Here is a 23,228-nt window from a genome sequence, read left to right on the forward strand (position 1 = left end):
ATCCTATAGGCAATCGACGCCGCGAGGCAAAACAGGGCCGACGCGCGGAAGGAACAAGATGTCGTCATCTGTCGCGGAAGGCATGGCGCAACCTCGTGAACCGATCCGCTATCCGTCGCAGGGCGCCGTCATCGGCTGGATCCTGTTCGATTGGGCGGCGCAGCCATACTTCACGCTGATCACCACCTTTATCTTCGCGCCCTATTTCGCCACCTACGTGGCGCCGGATCCGGCGACCGGCCAATCGCTGTGGGGGTTCGCCACCGCGGCGAGCGGTTTCATCATTGCGTTGGCATCGCCGGTGCTCGGTGCGATCGCGGATGCCAGCGGCCGGCGCAAGCCGTGGATCGCGCTGTTCGGCGCCATGCTGGTGATCGGATCGATGCTGATGTGGTTCGGCAAACCGGGCGAGCCACATACGATCCTGCCGCTGCTGATCGCCTACGCGGTCGCCACTATCGGGGTCGAATTCGCCACCGTGTTCAATAACGCGATGATGCCCAACCTGGTGCCGCCGGAGAAGATCGGCCGCCTGTCCGGCACCGGCTGGGCGACCGGCTATGTCGGCGGCATCCTGTCACTCGTCCTGGTGCTCGGCTTCCTCGCCGCCAGCCCGGACACCGGCAAGACGCTGCTCGGCATCGCGCCGTGGTTCGGACTCGATCCGGCGCAGCACGAAGGCGATCGGATCAGCGGCCCGCTCACAGCGGTGTGGTTCGTGGTGTTCGTGCTGCCGATGTTTCTGCTGACGCCGGACTTCCCGGCCAAGCTGGCGCCGCGCGCCGCAATCCGCGAGGGATTGCGCGAGCTCCGCGAGACGCTGCGCGATCTGCCGCGTCGTCGTTCGCTCGCGATCTTTCTGCTCGCCAACATGATCTACACCGACGGGCTGGTGTCGCTGTTCGCGTTCGGCGGCATCTACGCCACCGGCACCTTCGGCTGGAGCACGATCCAGATCGGCACCTTCGGCATCATCCTGGCGATCGCCGCCACCATCGGTGCGTTCGTCGGCGGCAGGCTCGACGATGCGTTCGGTTCCAAACGGGTGATTGCCGGCTCGCTGCTCCTCCTGCTGGTCGCAATCGCCGGCATCCTGCTGATCGATCCCAGCCATGTGCTGTTGATCGAAGTGACGCCGCCGCAGCCGGGAGGCGCATTGTTCGCGTCACCGGCGGAGCGCGCTTATCTGCTGCTCGGCTGCCTGATCGGCATCGCCGGCGGACCGCTGCAGGCCGCATCCCGCACGCTGCTGATCAGGATCGCCCCACGGGACCGGATCGCTCAGTATTTCGGCCTGTTCGCCCTCACCGGCAAAGTGACGTCGTTCATCGGCCCGCTGCTGATCGCGACCGTCACGGCGCTGGCCAGCAGCCAGAAAGCCGGCATGGCCGTGCTGGTGCTGTTCTTCGTCGCCGGATTGGCGCTGCTGACCCAGGTTCGGCGCTCGGCGGAGTGATCGCGCCGGTGCGTGGACAAACGCACCGACCTGGTCTATATGAGCGGGCATGATCCACCTGACCGCCTCGTACTGGTACTTTTATTTTAGCAGCTCGCTGGCGGCGGGAGGATTTCGCGCGATCTGAAGATTGCAGCATAGAGATCCGACAAGCCGCCAGACCTGGCGGCTTTTTTGTTTGAGCCGGCAGGTCTCCTGAACAGGAGCAAACTGCCGTGTTGACCACCACAGACGACCTTCGCCTTCAGAAAATCACCGAACTGAGTACGCCCGCCGAAGTGATGGGCGAGATTCCGCGCACACTGACCGCGACACGCACCGTCGCGGCAAGCCGTAGCGCGATTCACGCCATCCTGACCGGAGCCGACGACCGGCTGCTCGTCGTCGTCGGCCCGTGTTCGATTCACGATCCGGCCGCGGCCATGGACTACGCCAATCGTCTGGCGGCGCTGCGCGAGACCCTGGCCGACCGGCTCGAGATCGTGATGCGGGTGTATTTCGAAAAGCCGCGGACCACGGTGGGTTGGAAGGGGTTGATCAACGATCCCGATCTCGACGGCAGCTTCCGGATCGACAAGGGATTGCGGCTGGCGCGTGACGTGCTGTCGGCGGTGAACAATCTCGGCCTGCCGGCCGCCACCGAATTCCTGGATCTGATCACGCCGCAATACATCGCGGATCTGGTCGCCTGGGGGGCGATCGGCGCGCGAACCACCGAGAGCCAGATCCACCGCGAACTGGCATCGGGGCTATCCTGCCCGATCGGGTTCAAGAACGGCACCGACGGTAACGTCCGGATCGCCGCGGAGGCGGTGAAATCCGCGGCGCAGCCGCATCATTTCATGGCGGTGACCAAGGGCGGGCGCAATGCGATCGCGGCCACCACTGGTAACAGCGACTGCCACGTCATCCTACGCGGCGGCGTCGCGCCGAACTACGACGCCGCAAGCGTCGAAGCCGCCGCAGCGGTGCTCGGCAAGATCGGCCTGGCGCCGCGGCTGATGATCGACGCCAGCCACGCCAACAGCAGCAAGCAGCCGGACAACCAGCCGAAGGTGACGGCCGATATCGCGCGCCAGTTGGCGGCGGGCGAGAGCCGCATCTTCGGCGTGATGATCGAAAGCAACCTAGTTGCCGGTCGGCAGGACGTCGTGCCGGGTCAGCCGCTGCGCTACGGCCAGAGCATCACCGACGGCTGTATCGACTGGGAGTCGACCGAGACGGTGCTGCACGAGCTGGCCGCCGCGGTCGAGAACCGGCGAGCTGCGCGGCGTAGCGCTCAGCAAGAAGGTGCTGCGGCTTGATCGCTGAGCGGGGCAGCGGCCTCGGGTCGCCGCCCCGCTTTTCGCAAAACAATGGTCGTCGCCCGGCTGCAAAGGCGATGACGGTTGAGGCCGTCGCCTCTTCCCTTCTCCCCTTGTGGGAGAAGGTGGCGTGGACGCAGTCCGCGTCGGATGAGGGGTGAGGCGGGCATTGAGCCTCGGCTGCGTCCCCCTCACCCGGCTCGCTGCGCTCGCCACCCTCTCCCACAAGGGGAGAGGGTTCAAAGATTAGTGCCGGAAGTGCCGGGTGCCGGTGAACACCATGGCGATGCCGGCGTCGTCGGCGGCCTTGATCACTTCGTCGTCGCGGACCGAACCGCCGGGCTGGATCACCGCGGTGGCGCCGGCCTCGATGCAGGCCAGCATGCCGTCGGCGAACGGGAAGAACGCATCCGACGCGACCACCGAGCCCTTGGTCATCGGCGCCGCGAGCTTCAGCTCAGCCGCCGCATCCTGCGCCTTGCGGGCGGCGATGCGGGCAGAGTCGACGCGGCTCATCTGACCGGCACCGATACCGACCGTGGCGAGGTCCTTGGCGTAGATGATGGTGTTGGACTTGACGTGCTTGCCGACGCGGAACGCGAATTTCAGGTCGCGCAGCTCGGCTTCGGTCGGCTGCCGCTTGGTAACGACCTTCAGCGCCATGTCGTCGACCACCGCATTGTCGCGGCTCTGCACCAAGAGGCCGCCGGCGACAGTCTTGTAGGTCAGGCCGTTGGCACGCGGATCGGGCAGCGCGCCCGCCAGCAGCAGCCGCAGATTCTTCTTCGCCGCGACGATCGCGATCGCTTCCTCGGTGGCGTCGGGCGCGATGATCACTTCGGTGAAGATCTCGGTGATGGCGCGCGCGGCTTCCGCATCGAGGGTGCGGTTGAGCGCCACGATGCCGCCGAACGCCGACACCGAGTCGCAGGCCAGCGCCTTGCGATACGCATCGAGCAGGCTTGCGCCCTCGGCGACGCCGCAGGGGTTGGCGTGCTTGACGATGACGCAGGCCGCGGTGCGCCCGGCGTCGAACTCGCCGACGCACTCATAGGCCGCATCGGTGTCGTTGATGTTGTTGTAGGACAGTTCCTTGCCCTGCACCTGGCGCGCGGTGGCGACGCCTGGGCGCTTCTCCGGGGTGGCGTAGAACGCCGCGGTCTGGTGCGGGTTTTCGCCGTATCGGAGGCTCTGGATCAGCCGACCGCCGATCGCGCGGAAGTCCGGCGCGTCGGTCTTGAGCTGCAGCGCGAACCAGTTGGAGATCGCCGCATCGTAAGCGGCGGTGCGCGCATAGGCCTTGGCGGCGAGGCGGCGGCGCAGGGTGAGCGTGGTCGCGCCGTTGTTGGCCGCGAGTTCGTCGAGCACCGCCTGATAATCGCTGGCCTCGACCACCACGGCGACATCGTCGTGGTTCTTGGCCGCGGCGCGGATCATCGCCGGGCCGCCGATGTCGATGTTCTCGATGCAGTCTTCGTAAGATGCGCCCTTATCGACGGTCGCTTCGAACGGATACAGATTGACGACGAGCAGGTCGATCTGCGCGATGCCGTGATCGGCCATCGCCTTCTTGTGCTCGGCATTGTCGCGGATCGCCAGCAGGCCGCCATGCACCTTGGGGTGCAGGGTCTTGACCCGGCCGTCCATCATTTCGGGGAAGCCGGTGAGATCGGAGACGTCCTTCACCGGCAGGCCGGCGGCTGCAATCGCCTTGGCGGTGCCGCCGGTCGAAACCAGCTCGACGCCGTGGCCGACGAGCGCCTTGGCGAAATCGATCAGGCCGGTCTTATCGGATACGGACAGAAGGGCACGGGTGACGCGGCGCGGCTCAGTCATGGGGCAAGATCCTCTGATGGAAGGAAACAAATGCCCAGGCGCGCGGCAGATACGTCCCGCGCTTCCCGATGGTGCTCCATCCTAGGTCGCCAGTCGCGCGAGGCGAGCGTGGATTAGCAGTTTTCGCCGGCCGCGACAACGGCGACCAAGGTTTCAAGTGCACCCAGTCCTCATCTTGAGGAGGACGGCGCTTCGTGCCTCCTCACCATGAGGTTCTGCCTGAGATGAGCGCTCGGCCATCGGAGCGACCTACAGCGGCAGCTCCGGCTCGCGACGGGCGGCGCGACGGGCGCTGGTAGCCTGCGGCGACGCATTGGAGCGGATGAAGCTCCAGCGCACGTTCGGCGCCTCGATCGAATTCTGCCGGATCACGATCTGGGTCGAGCGGCGTGGCCCGTCGTTGCCGGCCAGGAACACGGTCTCTTCGAGATCGACCTTGTCGTCGGCCGCCTCGAAGGTCCAGACCTCGCGATTGGGCAGCACCAGCATCACTCCGCGGGCATCGTGGAGCCGGCTGGCCTTGACCGACGGATGAAGGTGAAAGCGCACGGCGTAGTCGGCCTGGGCGGCACGGTGGCGGCCGCCCTGCACCGGCGTCAGGCTGTCTTCGCCGTCGATCCGGCTGCCATCGTGCTTCACCATCAGCACCCGCCGATGCAGCACGCCGAACTTGTCGCGATAGCCGTCGTGTGCGGTCGTCAGCAACACGCCGCCGGCGACTTCCTCGCGGCGGTTTTCGACCTGCCGCGGTCCGCCAACCACCGGCGAGCCGTGCAGGAAGCGCTTCATCGCCGAGCGCTCGACGAAGCTGCAGGACGAGGTGTCGTGACAGGTGACGGTCGAATGCGCCACCGTCGAGCGGGCAAAGCCGCGCCAGCTCTCGCGGTTGGTGGTCGGCATGCCGCTGTTGATCACGATCCGGCACGAGCCGGACGACAATTCGAACGACAGGCAGCCGGCATGGGCTTCCTGGCTGACATTGGAAGGCGGCGGCGCGCCGGCGTCGACGATCGCCAACGTCGCACCGGCATCGATCCGCTGGTAGCCGGAATGCGGCATGCTGGCGAGCGGCGTGCCCTGGCTGTCGTCATAGGCGAGCAGCGTCGCCAGCAGATCGGACGGCGTCGCGCTCATGCCGTTGAACAGCGCGAAATTGCCGTCGCCGTGGCGGAAGAACCGCAGCATCGGCATCATCCGGTCGATCGCGTTGAGAAGCGCCGGCGGCGGCGCGATGTTGCGGGCCGCAAACGTCTGCCGCAGCGGCAACAGGTCGATCAACAGCTCGATCAGCGCGCCCGGATTGCGCGAGATGTGGCCGCCATCCGGCAGGATCTGGCGCTGCAATTCGTCGGACAGCCGCTTGGTGGCGCCGCGAATCTGGCGTGCCTGGTTCGCAAGGCACAGCGACGCGTAGCACAGCGCGATCGTCACCTGCAGCCGCGGCACGCCGTCCTGAACATCGACCAACGCGTAGCGCAGCGCCCGGATTTCGCGGGTCAGGGCACGCAGATAGCGGCGATAGAACTTGCCGTCGGTGTCGGACAGCACCAATGGCGCCTGCGACAGCAGCGAGATCACCCGCCGCGCCAGCACGTCCGGCCGTCGCCCGACCGGACCGGTGCGCGACATGTTGCTGAGCCAGTCGTCGACCAGCGAGCGGGCATTGGCGCGGGTGATCGCGGTGTCGGCGGCGCGCAGATGGCGCAGCCAGCCGAAGCCGAGCAGCGCGGCTTCCCAATCATCCGAAGGCGGTTCGAGATCGAAGATCGAGCGGCCGTGACAGGTGACGATCTTGCCGGCGAAGACGAAGCGGCCGGCATAGATCTCGGCAGCACGGGTCGCGTCCGCAGTGCGCAGATCGTGCGGGGCGATGATCAGCCGGTCGGTGCGGCCAGGCCACAGCCTCGTGACCGCGACGGAGCCGCTCGACGTGCGCGCCCACACGGTGCGCGCGAAGCGGCCCATGATCAGCGTCGAAATTCGTCTGCGGGGTGCGACCGACACCTGCGCTAGAGCCCCCAATCGTTGATACGCATCACGTTGCTGCCTTCTGCGGACGGCGAATGTCAGATCACGCAGGACGTCGGACAAGCGTCCAGTCCGGTACAGCTTCGATTGGAACGGCTCTGCGGACATGCGTGCGGCGGAGACGAAAGATCGTTGTGAAACAAGGCAACCTCGAATTAACGAAAATTCGTTGCGAATCCTTTTAATCTGGAAACCCGCCCCACACACCCTGGCGATAGACGAATGTGGACAGGCGCTGCTGCGCCACGTCCTGGCAGCGGGTCAATTGGCTGATTTTACAGCGACTTCACCAGTCGCGCCGCGTAGAAGCCGTCGAATCCGGCGAGCCGTGGATCGCTGTGCGGCAAATGGCACGGCAGAGTCCGGAGCGCGCCGTCCGCGGTCACGATGTCGGCGAGTCCTGCCACTTCGGCCGGATCGACCGGGGCCCGGCGCATCGACGGCTCCGCATCCAGCAGCGACGCGATCGCCTGCTCGCCCTCCTCGGGTTCGAGCGAGCAGGTGCAGTACACCAGCGTGCCGCCGGGCCGCAGCAAAGACACCGCCTTCTTCAGCAGTCGGTCCTGCACCGCAGCGAGCGCGCCGATGTCGCTCTCCTGCTTCAGCCAAGCGACGTCGGGATGGCGACGAATGGTGCCGGTCGACGCGCACGGCGCATCGATCAGCACGGCGTCGAAATCCGCTGCGGCGCCATTGCGCCACTCCGCCGCATCGGCCACGCCGGTTTCGGCGTCGAGCGAGAGCCGCGCAAGGTTTTCACGCAACCTAGCCACACGCGCAGGCGAACGATCGATCGCACTGACCCGCGCACCGGCCGACACGAGCTGCGCGGTCTTCCCGCCCGGCGCCGCACACAAATCGGCGACGGCTTTGCCCTGAAGATCGCCGAACAGACGCACCGGCAATGCCGCCGCCGCATCCTGAACCCACCATTGCCCCTCGGTGAAGCCTGGCAGCATCCGCACCGAACCCTGCAGCAGCGTGCGGACGGTGCCGGTCGGCAAGACTTCGCCGTGCAGCCGCGCGGCCCAATGCGGCGCGTCGGACTTTACCGTGAGATCGAGCGACGGCTCATGGCTGATCGCGACCGCAATCGCGCGGGCCGTCTCCTCCCCGTAATGCGCGCTCCAGCGCGCCAGCAGCCACTGCGGCACATCTGGAGTCGCAGCGGCGAGTTCTTCGACCAGCGGCAGACCCTCGCGCGCGCAACGTCGCAGCACCGCGTTGACGAGCCCGGCATATTTCGCAGCACGGCGGTCAGATTGTACCAGCCGCACCGACAGATCGACTGCAGCGTGGTCCGGCACCTCCATCCACAGGATCTGCGCGGTGCCGATCAACAGCGCGCTCTTGGCGCGAGGCGCATCGGTCGGCACGCCGCGATCGAGCAGCCTTGCCAGCAGTCCTTCCAGCGTTCCAAGCCGGCGCAGGATCGTCGCGACCAGCCGGCGCATCAGCGCCCGATCGCGATCCGACAGCGTCTTCAGCCCCGGATGCGCGGCCGGACCTTCGAGCTGGTCGTCGAGCATCCGGCGCTTTTGCAGCACCCCGTCCAGAATGTCCGCGGCGATACGGCGCGCGGCGAGGCCGGGCACCTCGGAAGCTTGGGCGAATCTTGGAGCAGGCATGAATCGAGGGTATCACAGCACGAGGAGAGGCGCCGCGCGATGCTGCGCGCCGGTCTGCCGTGAATGGCAGTTGAATATGCCAAATGTAAGAATCGCCGCCGCGTTCCACGACAGCGGTGATCCGTGTCTGCCCTGTGAACAGAAAGGCGTCTGCCGATGACCGAATCCGATCCGCATGCCGCGACACCGGCGGCCGCCCCTCCCCGCAAGGATCTGCCGGAAGCCGCCAAACGCGCGCTTGCCGAGGCCGAAGCGCGCCGCATCGAGGCTGCCCGGCAGGCGGAGGCGCGGGCCAAAGAGGTTCAGGGGCCGAAGGGTCCCGAGCCGACCCGCTATGGCGACTGGGAAGTCAAAGGCATCGCGTCGGACTTCTGAGACGAGGTGCCACAACCTGCGGGTTATTCCGCAATCCCACCCTGCAGTCCTGGTTGCTTCGCCTCCCGACTCGACCCATTGCAGCAACATGCCCTCGAATTTCAGAACGAACCGGCCACGAATCTCGCGACTGCCGTGGCGCAGCCGGCTGTGGCCGTGGGTGTTCGTGCTCGGGGTTGCGGCCGGCACGATGCTGCCCGCACGGCATTGGCTGCATCTGTCCTGGTTGAAGCCGCCTCCATCGCAGGGCCTCGATAATGACAGCGAGACGGTGTGGCGACGCGCCGGCAATCCGACCACACGCCATTCGGTCGACGTGCTGTATACGATCGATGGCGATACCTTCGATGCGACGGTGCATCTGTGGCCGGGGGCGGATCTGCGCACACGGGTGCGGCTGCGCGGCATCGACGCGCCGGAGCTGAAGGCGCAATGCGCCCGCGAATTGCGGATGGCAGAGGCTGCGACCGAAGCGCTGCGCCGGCTGCTCGCCGAGGGCGAGGTCGCGATCTACAACATCGGGCCCGACAAGTATCAGGGCCGCGTCGTCGCCGACGTCGCCACCAGACGCACGGCCAACGTCTCCAGCGCGCTGCTCGAAAGCGGCCACGTCCGCGCTTATGGCGGCGGGCATCGGCTGGGATGGTGCGGCGATAAATGAAGTCTACAATCTTCGAATTGGAAGCGAACAAAGACATTGATCGACTACGAATCGATCAATGAACGCCGGACACTTAAATCAAATCATTGAAATTTTTAGATCCTGGAATTCTGTATCCAAGCCCCTAATGCTTTCATCGCTGGCGGGATCGCGCCCATCGATTAGGGCCCTCATCGTCCTGATGAATCGAACACCCAAATAGTAAATGGCGCTCGAAGTATCGATGACAAAGAACTGTTCACCAGTATAATTGCTTCCCGAACTCCTCCGAATTGAATCGGCGAATCCAGAAACATGATCATCGTAGTGCGCCGCACTCTTGTTTGCCATGTCACGTATCAAACGATTTCGATTATCATATTCTCGCGTTACATCATTGTAATACGCGCGTACTAATAGCCTATCACGCAATGTGTACCGACAAAAATCACCTCCGGGCAGCACGGACCAAGTCTTATAACCAATAATACTACCAACCAAATTTGGCTCAGCTTTACGGGGCTTGGGAGGCCTTGAGAATAGCGAAAGCTCGATGCCGAATTTATCGGCCTGATTAAGCAGCAAGGGCCGCAAGGTCTTCGACTTTCCTGTTGGGTCGAATCCAACGAGTGCGCGAAGCTGCGTTACTATGCCAAGGAGATAATGCCCTTCCCGCCTTTCGTGAAAATGCCTCGCCAAAGCAGAAATATGGACCAAGGCCGTCTCCAACTCCAATAGCTGCTCTTCATCGGACTTAGGAACAATAACCATCGTTCAGCCAATCGGACTCTTCAAATGGGGTCAAACGCCTTGCGAATAAGCGAACGTAAATTGTATCAAAGATAAAATCTAGGCCGCGATTTAAAGCCGCCAGGAACGCACCACGCCGGCTGCTCGCCGAGGGCGAGGTCGCGATCTACAACATCGGGCCCGACAAGTATCAGGGCCGCGTCGTCGCCGACGTCGCCACCAGGCGGACCGCCAACGTCTCCAGCGCGCTGCTCGAAAGCGGCCACGTCCGCGCTTATGGCGGCGGGCATCGGCTGGGCTGGTGCGACACGCGTTGATGCGGCACGCCCCGCTCAGGCGACCGCGCTGACCTTCGCGGTCGCGGGGCCGTCGAGCACTCCGTCGGCTTCTGCCGCTTCCGGCACGATCGAGGGCGCCGGTTGAGCAGCTTCGATGGCGCTCTGTAACAGACCATCGCCGTCGACCAGCGGCTTGGGTTTGTCCGCCCAGTGCAGCGTTGTGTAGTCGAAGCCGTTGACGATGGTCGGCTTCACCACCTCGAAGTACGGCGAGATGTCGAAGTCGCGCGGCATGTAGAGAGACGAATGCCTGATCTGCAGGATCTCCCGCCGCGCCGCCCGGCTGCCGGCCTTGGTGATCTTCGGCAGGATCGGATAGCGCACCGCCTCGAACGCCTGGGCGATCAGCGCCGAGCAGATGATCTTGGTCGGGTCGCCGGAGCCGAGCGCGATCATGCGCCGCCGCCAACGCTGCGGCACCGGCATCGGAACGAGATAGCGCATCAGGTCGATGATGTTCTTGGTATCGTAGCCGAAGCCGATCCGATTGATCGCGTAGCGGCACACCGTATGGCGATCCTCGTAGGACAGACCGACCGGACGGCAGACCCTGGTGTGATAGGCCAGATGCCGCGACAGCGGCGATGAACTCACGCCCTCGCCGATATTGGCCTCGACCAGCACATGCGGCTCGCCGTCCGGCTCGGTGACGCCGTCGATCGGCCCGACGTAGAGCGCGGCATGCGACCAGGTCGATTGCGTCAGATACTTGATGATGCCGGCGATCCGGCTGTTGCCCTCGACCAGCAAGACGTCACCCGGCTCCATCATGGTGCGGAGGTGGTCGGGATCGCTCGGGGTGAACGGCTCGTAACCCGGTTCTTCCTTCTGCAAGTAGCTGGCGATCAACTTGCCGATGGCTTCGAGCACCACACCCATTGCTGCGCTCCTGCGGGGATCATTGCTGCGACATCGTCACATTTTGTTCGTCGATGATCGTCGAGCAAAGCCGTTGCAGTTTAGTTCATCTGGTTCCTCGCGCGGTTACGCATCGTTCACCACGAACGGTTGCCGGCTCGCAGCGATTCCGGCAAGTTGACGGCAGCGGCAGCGCCTTGCGGCGCCGCCGAAACGCTCTGCGGACGACGCGAAACGCGACGGAGTTCAATAGATTGGCCACAGTCGCGCAGCGCCGTGCCGTTACTCTCCGAGACACGTCCCGCGCCGGCGGCTTTGCGCCGGACGGCTCGATCGTCTCGGCCGCCTTCAAGCTTCCGGAAACCATGCCATGACGATTTCGCGACGCAGCCTGCTCGAGGGCCTGCTCGGCGCCACCGCCGGCCTAGCGTTGCTGCCTGCATTGGCGGGCCGGGCGAGCGCTGCTCTGCCGCGCGAGGCGGAGGTCGTCGTGGTCGGCGCCGGCGCCGCCGGCATCGCGGCGGCGCGGCGCATCGCGGCGGCCGGCCGCAAGGTGATCGTGGTCGAAGCCGCCTCGCAGGTCGGCGGACGCTGCCTGACCGATACCACCAGCTTTGCGGCGCCGTTCGACCGCGGCGCGCGCTGGCTGCACAATCCCGACAGTAACCCGCTGGTCCGGCTGGCGCGCAGCTCCGGCTTCGCGGTGACGCCGGTCGCCCCCGGCCAGAAGATCCGGATCGGGCGACGCAACGCCCGCTCGCGCGAGACCGAGGACCTGCTGGCCACTTACGTCCGCGCCAGCCGGGCGATCAGCGAGGCCGCACGCGGCAAGACAGACATCTCCTGCGCGGCCGCGATGCCGAACGACCTCGGCGATTGGACGGCTACGATCGACTATCTGCTGGGGCCTGCGACCACCAGCAAGGACCTGCGCGCGCTGTCGGCGATGGATGCCGCGCGGACGCTGGATCGCACCGCGCTGATCGGCTGCCCGCAAGGCATCGGCAGCCTGCTGACGCAGCTTGCAGCGTCGCTGCCGGTTGCGCTGTCGACCCCGGTGAAGCGGATCGTCTGGAGCGGGCGTGATCTTGCGGTCGAAACCGCATCCGGCCGGATCGGCGCGCGCGCCATCATCGTCACCGCATCGACCAACGTGCTGACCTCGGGTAATCTGGCGTTCTCTCCCGACCTGCCGAAGCGGCAGCTCGACGCCGCCGCGCGGCTAAGCCTCGGCAGCGCCGACCGCATCGCGCTGCAGTTCAAGGGCAATCCGCTCGGGCTGTCGCGCGACGAGACCATCATCGAACGCGCCGACGACATCCGCACCGCGACGCTGGTCGGCAATATCGGCGGCTCGTCGCTGTGCACGGTCGACGTCGCCGGCTCGTTCGGGCGCCAGCTCGCCGCGCAAGGCGAAGCAGCGATGCAGGATTTCGCGATCGAATGGCTCGGCAAGCTGTTCGGCAGCGACATCGCCGGCGCCGTCGAGCGCAAAGCGGCAACGCGCTGGAACGAGATGCCCTACGTGCTGGGCGCGATGTCGGCGGCGGAGCCGGGCGGCCAGCCGTCGCGCAAGGTGCTGGGCGAGCCGCTCGGCAATCTGTTCTTCGCCGGCGAAGCCACCCACGAAACCCTGTTCGGCACCGTGCAGGGCGCCTGGGAATCCGGCGAGCAAGCCGCCGAGGCCGCACTGAAGAAGATCGGCGCGATCAAGCAGCCGGCGCCCGAGAAGCCCGCAGGGAAACAGAGGCCGCGGCGCGAGCCGAAGCCCCGCCGCGAACAGCGACCGCCCGCGACCGCGAGCGGCGCGTCGTCGTGGTGGCGCTGACCGGCCTTTAGCCGCGCAGGCTGCCGCCGGTCTTCTTGGTGACTTCCGCCACGATCTTGGCCGCGACCGCCTCGATCTCCTGATCGGTCATGGTCTTGTCGCGCGGCTGCAGCGTCACCGCGATCGCCACCGACTTCTTGTCGGGGTCGATGCCCTTGCCCTCATAGACGTCGAACACGCTGACTGATGTGATCAGCTTCTTGTCGACGCCCTGCGCGGCACGGACAATGTCGGCCACCGCGACCTTGCGATCGACGATGAAGGCGAAGTCGCGCGACACCGGGTGGAACGCGGACAATTCCAGCGCCGGCTTGGCGCGGGTCGGCCGCTGCTTCGGATCGGGGATCTTCTCCAGCATCACTTCGAACGCCACCAGCGGACCGTCGGCACCGAGCTGTTCGAGCACCCGCGGATGCAATTCGCCGAAGTAACCAAGCACGTTCTGCGGCCCGATCTGGATCGCGCCGGAGCGGCCCGGATGCAGCCAGGCCGGCAGCTTGTTGGTGGCGATCTGCAGACCCGCCATCGGCGCACCGGCCGCGGCCAGCACCGCGAACGCATCGGCCTTGGCATCGAGCGCGGTCGCCTGCGCCGAACCCGACCAATGCCGGCCGAGGCCGGCGGAGGACGCGACGCCGCGGCGGACACCGCTCGCAGCCATGAACTGATCTTTCGGCAGGTCGCCCTTGAACACCTGCCCGACTTCGAACAGCGCGAGGTCGGGCGAGCCGCGGTCGGCGTTGGCCTGGGCGGCGGCGATCAGGCCGGGCAGCAGGCTCGGCCGCATGTCGGACAGATCGGACGCGATCGGATTGGCGAGGGCCAATTCGGCTTGGCCGCCGCCGAACGCTTCGGCAGCGGGCTTGGAGATGAACGACCAGGTCACCGCCTCGGTCAGGCCGCGCGCCGCCAGCGCACGCTTGGCACGGCGGGTGCGGGTCTGCATCTGGGTGAGCACCGGCTTGCGCGGGGCATCGCCTCGCTCGAACGGCGTCAGCGGCACCTTGTCGACGCCGACGATCCGAACGATTTCTTCGACGATATCGGCCTTGCCGTGAACATCGCTGCGCCACGACGGCACCGCGACCTTCACCACCGGCGCCTGACCCGCAACCGCGAAGCCGAGGTGGTTGAGGATACGGCGGACCTCGGTCAGCGACACTTCGATGCCGGCGAGCCGCTTCACCTCGGCGAGCGGGAAGTCGATGATCTTGTCATCGGCGAACTGATTGCCGACCACCACCACGTCCGACGGCGTGCCGCCGCAGAACTCCATCACCAGCTTGGTGGCCAGTTCGAGCCCCGGCAGCATGAAGGCCGGATCGACGCCGCGCTCGAAGCGATAACGCGCATCGGTGTTGATGCCGAGCTTGCGGCCGGACTGGGCGATATTGATTTCGTTCCACAGCGCCGATTCGATCAGCACGTCGGTGGTCTCGGACGAGCAGCCGGACAACTCGCCGCCCATGATGCCGGCGAGCGACTCGACACCGTGATCGTCCGCGATCACGCAGACCGACGAATCCAGCGTGTAGGTGCGGCCGTCGAGCGCCAGCAGCGTCTCGCCATCGTGAGCGCGGCGCACCACCAGATTGCCCTTCACCTTGGCGGCGTCGAACACATGCAGCGGGCGCGAGCGATCGAACGTCAGGTAGTTGGTGATGTCGACCAGCGCGTTGATCGGGCGCAGGCCGATCGCGGTCAGACGCTTCTGCAGCCATTCCGGCGACGGGCCGTTCTTGACGCCCTTCACCAGCCGCAGCGCGAAGCCGGGGCACAGCTTGCTGTCTTCGACGGTGACGCTGACCGGGCACGGGAATTCGCCCTTGACCGGCTTGATGGCGGGATCCTTGAACTTGCCCATATCGGCGGCGGCGAGATCGCGCGCGATGCCGTGCACGCCGGCGCAGTCCTGCCGGTTCGGCGTCAGGTTGATATCCAGCACCGGATCGCCGAGCCCGGCCCAGGCCGCATAGGCGGCGCCGACCGGCGCATCGGCCGGCAACTCGATGATGCCGTCGTGGTCGTCGGAGATCTGCAATTCGGCGGCCGAGCACAACATGCCGCGGCTCTCGACACCGCGAATATTGCCGATACCGAGCGTGAAATCCTTCGCCGGGATGTAGGTGCCCGGCGCCGCGAACACGGTGACGAGACCGGCGCGCGCGTTCGGCGCACCGCACACCACCTGCACCGGTGCGCCGCCGTCACCGACATCGACGGTGCAGACCTGCAGCTTGTCGGCGTTGGGATGCTTGCCGGCGGTCAGTACCTTGGCGATGGTGAACGGCGCCAGCGCCTTCGCCTTGTCCTCGATGCCCTCGACCTCGAGCCCGATCATGGTGAGCTTGTCGGCGAGCTTCTCGAGCGTCTCGTCGGTGTCGAGATGATCTTTCAGCCAGGAGAGGGTGAGTTTCATCGGTTGTTACTTCCGTCTGGCAGCGCGGAAAGACGCGCCGTGCTGAATTGTCGAAACAGTGCCCGCGTCGCCCTCACCCCACCCCTCTCCCGCAAGCGGGAGAGGGAGCCGGCCGTGCCGAATGGAGGGGCTGCGGGTCATATGGTTAGTCCAAATGGTCTGATGACGGGCGCTGCGTGCGTGCAGGTCGCTGCTTCGCCGCCCGCTCGGCGCGCTCCCTCTCCCGCTTGCGGGAGAGGGTTGGGGTGAGGGCCCTTGCCGCAAGCTCGGTCGCAATGCTCTGCAACACCCCGTCCCGATTGCCCATCACCTCGGCATTGCTGAAGCGGACTACCCGAAATCCGCGCGCCTCGATCTCCGCGGTGCGCGCCGCATCTTCGCGCTCACTGTCGTCCGAGAAATGCTGACCGCCATCGAGCTCGACCACCAGCTTTTTCGCGTGACAGGCGAAATCCGCAATGAACGGCCCGATCGGCACCTGCCGCTTGAACGAAAACCCATTGAGCTTCTTGTCGCGCAGCTCGCCCCACATCAGCCGCTCGGCATCGGTCGACTTCTTGCGCAGCTCGCGCGCGTGCCGGCGCTGGCTCGGGGAGACGTTCCAGCTCGGCTGCTTCGGATCGTCCATCGCGATCTCCATGCCCGCGTCGCCCTCACCCCAACCCTCTCCCGCAAGCGGGAGAGGGAGTTCGCCGTGCGGCGTTGCGAGGGCTTCAATCATTTCAACAACAGATCGTTTTCAACTATCAGCGTCCGAGTTCAGTCGCGTAGCTCCCGTGAGCCGCAGCCTGCCCCCTCTCCCGCTTGCGGGAGAAGGCTGGGGTGAGGGCACTTGCGCCGCGCACGGCGCCAGCGCTCGCCGAGCTCACGAACTCAATCCGCCCGCCAGCGTCGGGATGTCGAGCGGCTTGAAGCCGTAGTGATTGAGCCAGCGCACGTCGGCTTCGAACAACTGCCGCAGGTCGCTCATGCCGTATTTCAGCATCGCGATACGGTCGATGCCCATGCCCCAGGCGAAGCCCTGATACTCGTCGGGATCGAGGCCGCAGGCGGTGAGCACGTTGGGGTGCACCATGCCGCAGCCGAGAATCTCGAGCCAGTCTTCGCCCTCGCCGAACCGAATCTCGTCCTTGCCGCGGCGGCACTGGATATCGACCTCCAGCGACGGCTCGGTGAACGGGAAGAACGACGGCCGGAACCGCATGTTGACGTTGTCGACCTCGAAGAACGCCTTGCAGAACTCGTGCAGGATCCACTTCAGGTGGCCGAGATGGCTGCCCTTGTCGATCACCAGCCCTTCGACCTGATGGAACATCGGCGTGTGGGTCTGGTCACTGTCGCTGCGATAGGTGCGGCCGGGACAGATCACACGGATCGGCGGCTTCTGGCTCAGCATGGTCCGCACCTGCACCGGCGAGGTGTGGGTTCGGAGCAAGAGGCGCGAGCCGTCTTCCTTCGGGTTGAAATAGAAGGTGTCGTGCATCTCCCGGGCCGGATGGCCTTCGGGGAAGTTCAGCTTGGTGAAGTTGTAGTCGTCGGTTTCGATGTCCGGACCTTCGGCGACCGCGAAGCCCATGTCGGCGAAGATCGTGGTGACTTCGTCCCACACCTGGCTGAGCGGATGCAGCCGGCCGGCTTCGGCCGACGGCTCACGCATCGGCAGCGTGACGTCGATGGTCTCGGCCGCCAGCTTGGCGTCGAGCGCGGCAGCCTTCAGCACGTCGCGGCGCGCGGCCAGCGCTTGCGCCACCGCGTCCTTGGCAAGGTTGATCGCCGCGCCTTCAGTCTTGCGCTGCTCGGGGTCCATCTTGCCGAGCGTGGCGAGCAGCGCCGAGATCGAGCCCTTCTTGCCGAGCGCGCCGACACGGACCGCTTCCAGCGCGGCCTCGTCGGACGCGGCGGCGATGTCGGCGAGGATTTGGGATTGAAGATTTGCTAGATTGGACATGAGCCGCCGTTCCCCTCAAGAAGTCATGCCCGGGCTTGACCCGGGCATCCATCGCTTCTCGAAAAGATGGATCGCCGGGTCGAGCCCGGCGATGACGGTCAACCCGGTGGCCATTCGGGCCGCAGACGCGGCCTCGAATGCATTAGGCCGCGAGCGCGGCCTTGGCCTTCTCGGCGATCGCCTGGAACGCCGCCGGCTCGTTGATCGCGAGATCCGACAGCACCTTGCGGTCGACGACGATCCCCGACTTGGCGAGACCGTTGATGAACACGCTGTAGGTCATGCCGAGCGGGCGCACAGCGGCGTTGAGGCGCTGAATCCACAGCGCGCGGAACGTCCGCTTCTTGCGCTTGCGATCCCGGAACGCGTACTGGCCGGCCTTGTCGACCGCGGCCTTGGCGGTGCGGATCGTGTTCTTGCGACGACCGCGATAGCCCTTGGCGAGCTTGTAGACCTTCTTATGCTTGGCGTGAGCCGTCACACCGCGTTTGACGCGAGCCATGACTGATCTCCTTCATCTGAATTGGGTTTGCTTGGCCGCGCGGACGCGGCCCGATGATGAGGTTGCCGCGCGGAGCGCGGCCAGAACGGTCAGGCGTTCGGCAAGAAGTACTTCTTGATGTTGTCGCCGTCGGTCTTGAAGATCACGCGGGTGCCGCGAAGCTGACGGATCTGCTTCTTGGTGCGCTTGATCATGCCGTGGCGCTTGCCGCGCTGGGCGGACACCACCTTGCCGGTGGCTGTGACTTTGAAGCGCTTTTTGGCGCCCGATTTGGTCTTCAACTTGGGCATTTGGCTCTCCTTTGCCACGCGCGAAAAGCGCCCAGGAGGCGCTCAGCGGCGGCGGACATGCTCGTTAGAGCGTTGAAATCGCACGACCTTTTGCCCGAAAGCAACGAGATCGGCAGGACCATCGCCACGGCAGCCCTTGATCAGCCGGGCGACGAAGGCTGCGCTTATGGCAGAGCGGAGGCCGGTTGGCAACGTGTAAAGGCCGCAGCCCGCACCGGAGGCAGCCCGGCCGCCTCAAGAAAAAGGCCCGCCGGATCAACTGGCGGGCCTTGTTCGTCCTGAAATCGAAAACCGGATCCGGCTCAGCGCGGCGCCAGCACCATGACGACCTGACGGCCTTCGAAACGGGCGTCCTGCTCGACCTTGGCGATTTCGGCGACGTCGTTCTTCACCTTTTCGAGCAGCTTGGTGCCGATCTCCTGGTGAGCCATTTCGCGTCCCCGATAGCGCAAGGTGATCTTGACCTTGTCGCCTTCCTCGAAGAAGCGCTGCATCGCCTTCATCTTCACGTTGTAATCGTGGTCGTCGATCATCGGGCGGAGCTTGACCTCCTTGATCTCGACGATCTTCTGCTTTTTTCGCGCCTCGGCGGCCTTCTTCTGCGCCGAATACTTGTACTTGCCGTAGTCCATGATCTTACAGACCGGCGGCGACGAGGTCGGCGAAATCTCCACCAGATCCATGCCTGCATCCATTGCCATTTTGATCGCGACAATGGTCTCGACCTTGCCCTGGTTCACACCGGTCTGGTCGATCAGTTGGATCTCGAAATTGCGGATTTCATCGTTGGTGCGCGGCCCGTCCTTGGCTACGGGGGGCGGCGCTCTGTTGGGACGGCGAATGGGTGCTTCTCCACACTTGTGAACGTTGACGGCGAACAATGGATCGCGGCAGAACGGCTGCTGATCGGATCACGCACTTTCATATAGGTCGAAGCGCGACCGGACGCAAAACCATCCCGCGTGTCGACACCAGGGTCAATGCCCTTCTGATCCGCGTGCAGTGTGACGGAAGAACCGCCGACCGGCAAGCCGACTTCCGCATAAATGAAGCCCGTTGTTTCGCCGCGCAGCACCTTGGCACCGCACGCCGCCGCGGGAGACGCCCGGCATTGACGGCGCCTCTCCGGGTACTGCAAACCAACCCGGCAACGAGGTTGTTGATCCATGACAAAATCATCCGAACCGGCGCCGGAGTTCATCACCGTCGGCGACAGCGCCGCCCCGCGGCGGATCGCGGTCCGGCCCCGGCCGGGCGCCTCCCCCGGCCTGTTCTGGCTCGGCGGCTTCAATTCCGACATGTCCGGCACCAAGGCGACCGAGCTCGACCAATGGGCCGAAGCCCGCGGCCGGGCCTGCGTCCGGTTCGATTATTCAGGCCATGGCGAATCCTCCGGCAGCTTCGCCGAGGGCACGATCGGCCGCTGGCTGGAAGAGAGCTTGGCAGTGTTCGACGCCTACTGCCGCGGCCCGCAGATCGTGATCGGCTCGTCGATGGGCGGCTGGATGGCGCTGCTGCTGGCTCGCGCACTGCGCCGCCGCGGCGGCGAACAGGCCGCCAGTCTGGCCGGCCTGGTGCTGATCGCGCCGGCGCCGGATTTCACCGAAGCCCTGATGTGGAAGGGGTTTTCACCCGAGATTCGCGCCGAGATCGAGACCAAGGGTGTCTGGCACCGCCCCTCGGAATACGGCGAGCCCTACCCGATCACCAAGGCGCTGATCGAAGACGGCCGCAATCACCTCGTGCTCGGCGGCATGATCGAGGTCGGCTGCCCGGTGCGCATCCTGCAGGGCAAACAGGACCAAGACGTGCCGTGGCGCCATGCCTTCGAACTGGCCGAGCGGCTGCCGACGGACGACGTGGTCCTGACCATGATCCAGGACGGCGACCACCGCCTCAGCCGCCCGCAGGACATCGCCCGGATGCTGGCCGCGGTCGAGGAGCTGGGCTGACGGCAGGGCCCGCCGACCTCGTCCAGCCACATCACACATCGTCCTCGCCCGCGCAGGCGGGCGAACCAGTATTCCAGAGAGGTCGGTTCATGGGCGCCCTGGGATACTGGATCCCTCGCCTTCGCGAGGGATGACGATCTTTTAGGGTAGCGCCCTACTCAGCAGCGCCCGCGTCCCACTCCGCCCGCACGCCGTCATCTGCCTCGGAGCCGAGATGCGTTTCCTTCAGCCCAGCGAAGCGCTCCGGCTGCAGCTGCGCCAGCGCCCAGACTGCAGCGCCGCGGATGGTCGGGCTCGGATCGGCGAGCATCTGCTCGGCCTCTGACGCCAACCCGCTGTCCCCCGAATTGCCGATCGCGATCAGCACGTTGCGGACGAAGCGGTCGCGGCCGATGCGCTTCACCGGTGACTTGGTGAACAGCGCACGAAACGCCGGATCGTCGAGACGCACCAGCTCGCCGAGCACCGGCGCCCGCAGGCTGTCGCGGGCGGCCAGCTTGGCCTCGCGCCCGGCCTGGGCGAACTTGTTCCACGGACAGGCAGCCAGACAATCGTCACAGCCGTAGATCCGGTTGCCGAGGCGGGTGCGAAACTCGCGCGGGATCGGCCCTTTGTGCTCGATCGTCAGATACGAGATGCAGCGCCGGGCATCGAGCCGGTACGGCGCGGGGAATGCTGCGGTCGGGCAGGCATCGAGGCAGGCGCGGCACGAGCCGCAATGATCGCGCTCGGCCGCGTCCCGCGGCAGATCGAGCGTGGTGAACACCGCCCCGAGAAACATCCAGGAGCCGCGGCCAGTCGACACCAGATTGGTGTGCCGGCCTTGCCAGCCGAGACCTGCGGCCTGCGCCAGCGGCTTTTCCATCACCGCGGCGGTGTCGATGAACACCTTCACGTCGCCGCCGGCGGTGGCGATCAGCCAGCGGGCGAACTGCTTCAGCCGGGCCTTGATCACGTCGTGATAATCGTCGCCTTGCGCATAGACCGAGATCGCGCCGCGATCCTTCCGGGTCAGCACACCGCGCGGGTCGACGTCGGGGCCGTAATTGAAGCCGAGCAGGATGACGCTTTGCACCTCGCCCCACATCACCCGCGGATCGGACCGCCGCTCGGGGCGATCGGCGAGCCAGGCCATGTCGCCGTGATAACCAGCGTCGAGAAAGGCGCGCAGTCGCGCCGGGGCTTCGGGAATCGAGTCCGGCGCGCAGATTCCCAATGCGTCGAAGCCGAGCGCGCGCGCCTGTTCGGCGAGCCGCTCCTTCAACACATAGCCGGGTTCGGCCGATGCGGGCTGACCGCCGGCGGTGTTCAGAAATCCAGATCCACGTAGGTGCGCGACGCCGGCACGCCCGCCAACCACTCGCTCAGCAGCGGACGGAACGACGGCCGCGACTTGATCCTGACGTACCAAGCCTTTGCCGCCTCGTCCTCGATCCATGGCACATCGCCCAGATAGTCGATCGCCGACAGATGCGCCGCCGCGGCGAGATCCGCATAGGTCATGCGATCACCGGCGAGAAAGTTCCGGGTGCGCGCCAGCCAGCCGATATAGGCGAGATGGTAGCGCACATTGGCGTTGGCGGCACGGATGACGTCCATCGCCGGCGGGCCGCCGCCATCTTCTTCGCTCATGAAGCGCTTGTAGATGCGCTCGGTCATCAGCGGGCCCGAGGCCTCTTCGAAGAACTTGTCGTTGAACCACGACAGCAGCCGCCGCACCTCGATCCGCTCGGCGGTGGACTGCGGCAGCAGCCGGCGGTCGCCGAGCTCGCTGCCGTGCACCTCGTCGAGAAACTCCGTGATCACTCCGGCGCCGGGAACCGGCGGCCGCCCCTCCGCGACCAGCACCGGCGTGGTTCCAGCCGGGTTCAGCGCCAGGAAAGCGGTTCGACGCTCCCAGGACCGCTCCTCCACCAATCTGAGATCGAGACCATGTTCCCCAAGCGCAAGACGGATGAACCGCGACAGCGGGCAGAACGGGTGGTGGAATAGGGTGTACATGCTGTCCTAGATAGTTTCGAAGAGCTTAACAAACCGTGGCGGATTGCAACGAAACGGCCCTTCGCGAGGCGGCCAAACTAGTCTCATGCGACGCGGACGCAAGGCACCGAAAGGCGCATTTTTGACGTTGCGACCCCTGGGGGAATAGGCGACAAGGGCCGGCCTTGCGGGCACCCGATCCCTTGCAGCGGACAATTCCATGCTCACCGATATCATCAGAGCCGTCATTCTCGGCATCGTCGAGGGTGTCACCGAATTCCTGCCGGTGTCTTCGACCGGCCACCTGTTGCTGGCAGAGCGGTTCTTCAACCTCGGCGAAGGCAGCTTCTGGAAGAGCTTCGCGGTGCTGATCCAGCTCGGAGCAATTCTGGCGATTCTGGCGCTGTATTTCGTGAAATTGTGGCGAATCGCGACCGGAATGTTCTCCGATCCGGCCGCGCAGCGTTTCGTGATCGGCGTGTTGGTGGCGTTTCTGCCCGCCGCGGTGATCGGCGCGGCGTTCGGCGGCTACATCAAGCACTATCTGTTCAACCCATGGGTCGTTTGCTTTTCGCTGATCGTCGGCGGAGCAATCCTGCTGTGGGTCGACCAGCTCGACCTGAAGCCCCGCTATCACGACGCCACCGCGTTCCCGCTGCTGACCTACTTCTACATCGGCTGCGCGCAGTGCACGGCGATGATTCCGGGGGTGTCGCGGTCGGGCGCCAGCATCGTCGCGGCGATGCTGCTCGGCACCGACAAGCGCTCGGCGGCCGAATTCTCGTTCTTCCTGGCGATCCCCACCATGGTCGGGGCGTTCGTCTACGACATGTACAAGAACCGCGCCGACATGACCGCGGACAATCTCACCATCGTGGCGATCGGCTTTGTGGTGTCGTTCATCACCGCGATCGTCGTGGTGAAAACCTTCCTGAACTACGTCACCCGCCACGGCTTCGAACTGTTCGCGTGGTGGCGCGTGATCGTCGGCACGCTCGGACTGATCGCGCTGGCGCTCGGGATGTAATCGTCCGGATATCGGCCGAAGCCGCACGCAAAAAACAAAGGCCCGCCGCAGACGCTGGCGGGCCTTTCT

20 protein-coding genes, 1 pseudogene and 1 riboswitch are annotated in these 23,228 nt (G+C 65.6%); of the genes and pseudogenes, 8 read left to right on the forward strand and 13 right to left on the reverse strand.

Translation table 11 applies throughout. The annotated features are described in order from the left end of the window. The first annotated feature begins 58 nt into the window (after positions 1-58). Together DY468_RS04515 and DY468_RS04520 are read left to right on the forward strand one after the other, a co-directional pair. The gene (locus DY468_RS04515) at positions 59-1,456 is read left to right on the forward strand and encodes an MFS transporter (RefSeq protein ID WP_164602782.1); all 1,398 of its coding nucleotides are present in this window, start codon (positions 59-61) and stop codon (positions 1,454-1,456) included. 215 nt (positions 1,457-1,671) lie between these two features. Next, the gene (locus tag DY468_RS04520; protein ID WP_164602784.1) at positions 1,672-2,760 is read left to right on the forward strand and encodes a 3-deoxy-7-phosphoheptulonate synthase; all 1,089 of its coding nucleotides are present in this window, start codon (positions 1,672-1,674) and stop codon (positions 2,758-2,760) included. Between the two features lie 246 nt (positions 2,761-3,006). Here DY468_RS04520 and purH read toward each other — a convergent pair whose 3' ends face one another. The 3 genes from purH to DY468_RS04535 form a co-directional block, all read right to left on the reverse strand. Further along, the gene (gene purH, locus DY468_RS04525; protein WP_164602786.1) at positions 3,007-4,596 is read right to left on the reverse strand and encodes a bifunctional phosphoribosylaminoimidazolecarboxamide formyltransferase/IMP cyclohydrolase; all 1,590 of its coding nucleotides are present in this window, start codon (positions 4,594-4,596) and stop codon (positions 3,007-3,009) included. 25 nt (positions 4,597-4,621) lie between these two features. Continuing rightward, a riboswitch (ZMP/ZTP riboswitch) is annotated at positions 4,622-4,703 on the reverse strand. A gap of 142 nt (positions 4,704-4,845) precedes the next feature. Next, the gene (locus tag DY468_RS04530) at positions 4,846-6,561 is read right to left on the reverse strand and encodes a heparinase II/III family protein (protein WP_164602861.1); all 1,716 of its coding nucleotides are present in this window, start codon (positions 6,559-6,561) and stop codon (positions 4,846-4,848) included. A gap of 338 nt (positions 6,562-6,899) precedes the next feature. Next, on the reverse strand, positions 6,900-8,252 hold the full coding sequence (locus tag DY468_RS04535) for an RsmB/NOP family class I SAM-dependent RNA methyltransferase (RefSeq protein WP_164602788.1): 1,353 nt from the start codon (positions 8,250-8,252) through the stop codon (positions 6,900-6,902). A 156-nt stretch (positions 8,253-8,408) separates the two neighbouring features. On the opposite strand from DY468_RS04535, the gene DY468_RS04540 reads away from it, so the two are divergent. Further along, positions 8,409-8,627, forward strand: coding sequence for a DUF1674 domain-containing protein (locus DY468_RS04540; protein ID WP_164602790.1), 219 nt, complete (start codon positions 8,409-8,411; stop codon positions 8,625-8,627). A gap of 88 nt (positions 8,628-8,715) precedes the next feature. Beyond that, positions 8,716-9,288 carry a thermonuclease family protein gene (locus DY468_RS04545; protein WP_164602792.1) on the forward strand — a complete coding sequence of 191 codons (573 nt, stop codon included), beginning with the start codon at positions 8,716-8,718 and terminating at the stop codon, positions 9,286-9,288. 78 nt (positions 9,289-9,366) lie between these two features. On the opposite strand, the gene DY468_RS04550 is transcribed toward DY468_RS04545, so the two are convergent. Continuing rightward, the gene (locus DY468_RS04550) at positions 9,367-10,038 is read right to left on the reverse strand and encodes a hypothetical protein (RefSeq protein ID WP_164602794.1); all 672 of its coding nucleotides are present in this window, start codon (positions 10,036-10,038) and stop codon (positions 9,367-9,369) included. Positions 10,039-10,130: 92 nt separating this feature from the next. Here DY468_RS04550 and DY468_RS24740 point away from each other — a divergent pair. Continuing rightward, positions 10,131-10,334, forward strand: a pseudogene (locus tag DY468_RS24740) (thermonuclease family protein); the annotation flags it as partial. Between the two features lie 15 nt (positions 10,335-10,349). Here the strand turns inward: DY468_RS24740 and DY468_RS04555 are convergent. Further along, positions 10,350-11,234 (reverse strand): YiiX/YebB-like N1pC/P60 family cysteine hydrolase, encoded by an 885-nt coding sequence (locus DY468_RS04555; RefSeq protein ID WP_164602796.1) that lies wholly within the window; start codon positions 11,232-11,234, stop codon positions 10,350-10,352. Between the two features lie 349 nt (positions 11,235-11,583). On the opposite strand from DY468_RS04555, the gene DY468_RS04560 reads away from it, so the two are divergent. Further along, the gene (locus DY468_RS04560; protein ID WP_164602797.1) at positions 11,584-13,041 is read left to right on the forward strand and encodes a flavin monoamine oxidase family protein; all 1,458 of its coding nucleotides are present in this window, start codon (positions 11,584-11,586) and stop codon (positions 13,039-13,041) included. Between the two features lie 7 nt (positions 13,042-13,048). Here DY468_RS04560 and pheT read toward each other — a convergent pair whose 3' ends face one another. The 6 genes from pheT to infC form a co-directional block, all read right to left on the reverse strand. Further along, complete coding sequence (pheT, locus tag DY468_RS04565) at positions 13,049-15,460, reverse strand: phenylalanine--tRNA ligase subunit beta (protein ID WP_164602799.1); 2,412 nt, start codon at positions 15,458-15,460, stop codon at positions 13,049-13,051. A 145-nt stretch (positions 15,461-15,605) separates the two neighbouring features. Continuing rightward, on the reverse strand, positions 15,606-16,088 hold the full coding sequence (locus DY468_RS04570) for an endonuclease domain-containing protein (RefSeq protein ID WP_164602862.1): 483 nt from the start codon (positions 16,086-16,088) through the stop codon (positions 15,606-15,608). Between the two features lie 237 nt (positions 16,089-16,325). Further along, complete coding sequence (gene pheS / locus DY468_RS04575; protein ID WP_164602801.1) at positions 16,326-17,408, reverse strand: phenylalanine--tRNA ligase subunit alpha; 1,083 nt, start codon at positions 17,406-17,408, stop codon at positions 16,326-16,328. 142 nt (positions 17,409-17,550) lie between these two features. Then, positions 17,551-17,910 (reverse strand): 50S ribosomal protein L20, encoded by a 360-nt coding sequence (gene rplT, locus DY468_RS04580; protein ID WP_114356651.1) that lies wholly within the window; start codon positions 17,908-17,910, stop codon positions 17,551-17,553. An 89-nt stretch (positions 17,911-17,999) separates the two neighbouring features. Further along, the gene (rpmI, locus tag DY468_RS04585; RefSeq protein ID WP_013499886.1) at positions 18,000-18,200 is read right to left on the reverse strand and encodes a 50S ribosomal protein L35; all 201 of its coding nucleotides are present in this window, start codon (positions 18,198-18,200) and stop codon (positions 18,000-18,002) included. Positions 18,201-18,502: 302 nt separating this feature from the next. Beyond that, on the reverse strand, positions 18,503-19,042 hold the full coding sequence (infC, locus tag DY468_RS04590) for a translation initiation factor IF-3 (protein WP_349644245.1): 540 nt from the start codon (positions 19,040-19,042) through the stop codon (positions 18,503-18,505). A gap of 324 nt (positions 19,043-19,366) precedes the next feature. Between infC and DY468_RS04595 the strand changes: the two genes are divergently transcribed. Further along, positions 19,367-20,152: an alpha/beta hydrolase gene (locus DY468_RS04595; protein WP_164602804.1), complete on the forward strand. Its 786-nt coding sequence runs from the start codon at positions 19,367-19,369 to the stop codon at positions 20,150-20,152. 154 nt (positions 20,153-20,306) lie between these two features. Here DY468_RS04595 and queG read toward each other — a convergent pair whose 3' ends face one another. Both queG and DY468_RS04605 read right to left on the reverse strand, forming a co-directional pair. Further along, on the reverse strand, positions 20,307-21,512 hold the full coding sequence (queG, locus tag DY468_RS04600) for a tRNA epoxyqueuosine(34) reductase QueG (RefSeq protein WP_349644244.1): 1,206 nt from the start codon (positions 21,510-21,512) through the stop codon (positions 20,307-20,309). Next, positions 21,461-22,153 (reverse strand): glutathione S-transferase family protein, encoded by a 693-nt coding sequence (locus DY468_RS04605; protein WP_164602808.1) that lies wholly within the window; start codon positions 22,151-22,153, stop codon positions 21,461-21,463. Before DY468_RS04605 ends, queG begins: the two co-directional genes overlap by 52 nt. Positions 22,154-22,352: 199 nt before the next feature. Here DY468_RS04605 and DY468_RS04610 point away from each other — a divergent pair, with 199 nt between their 5' ends. After that, positions 22,353-23,159, forward strand: coding sequence for an undecaprenyl-diphosphate phosphatase (locus tag DY468_RS04610; protein WP_164602810.1), 807 nt, complete (start codon positions 22,353-22,355; stop codon positions 23,157-23,159). Positions 23,160-23,228 lie beyond the last annotated feature (69 nt).

Source organism: Rhodopseudomonas sp. BR0M22 (assembly GCF_010907035.1).
Classification (GTDB): Bacteria; Pseudomonadota; Alphaproteobacteria; order Rhizobiales; family Xanthobacteraceae; genus Rhodopseudomonas.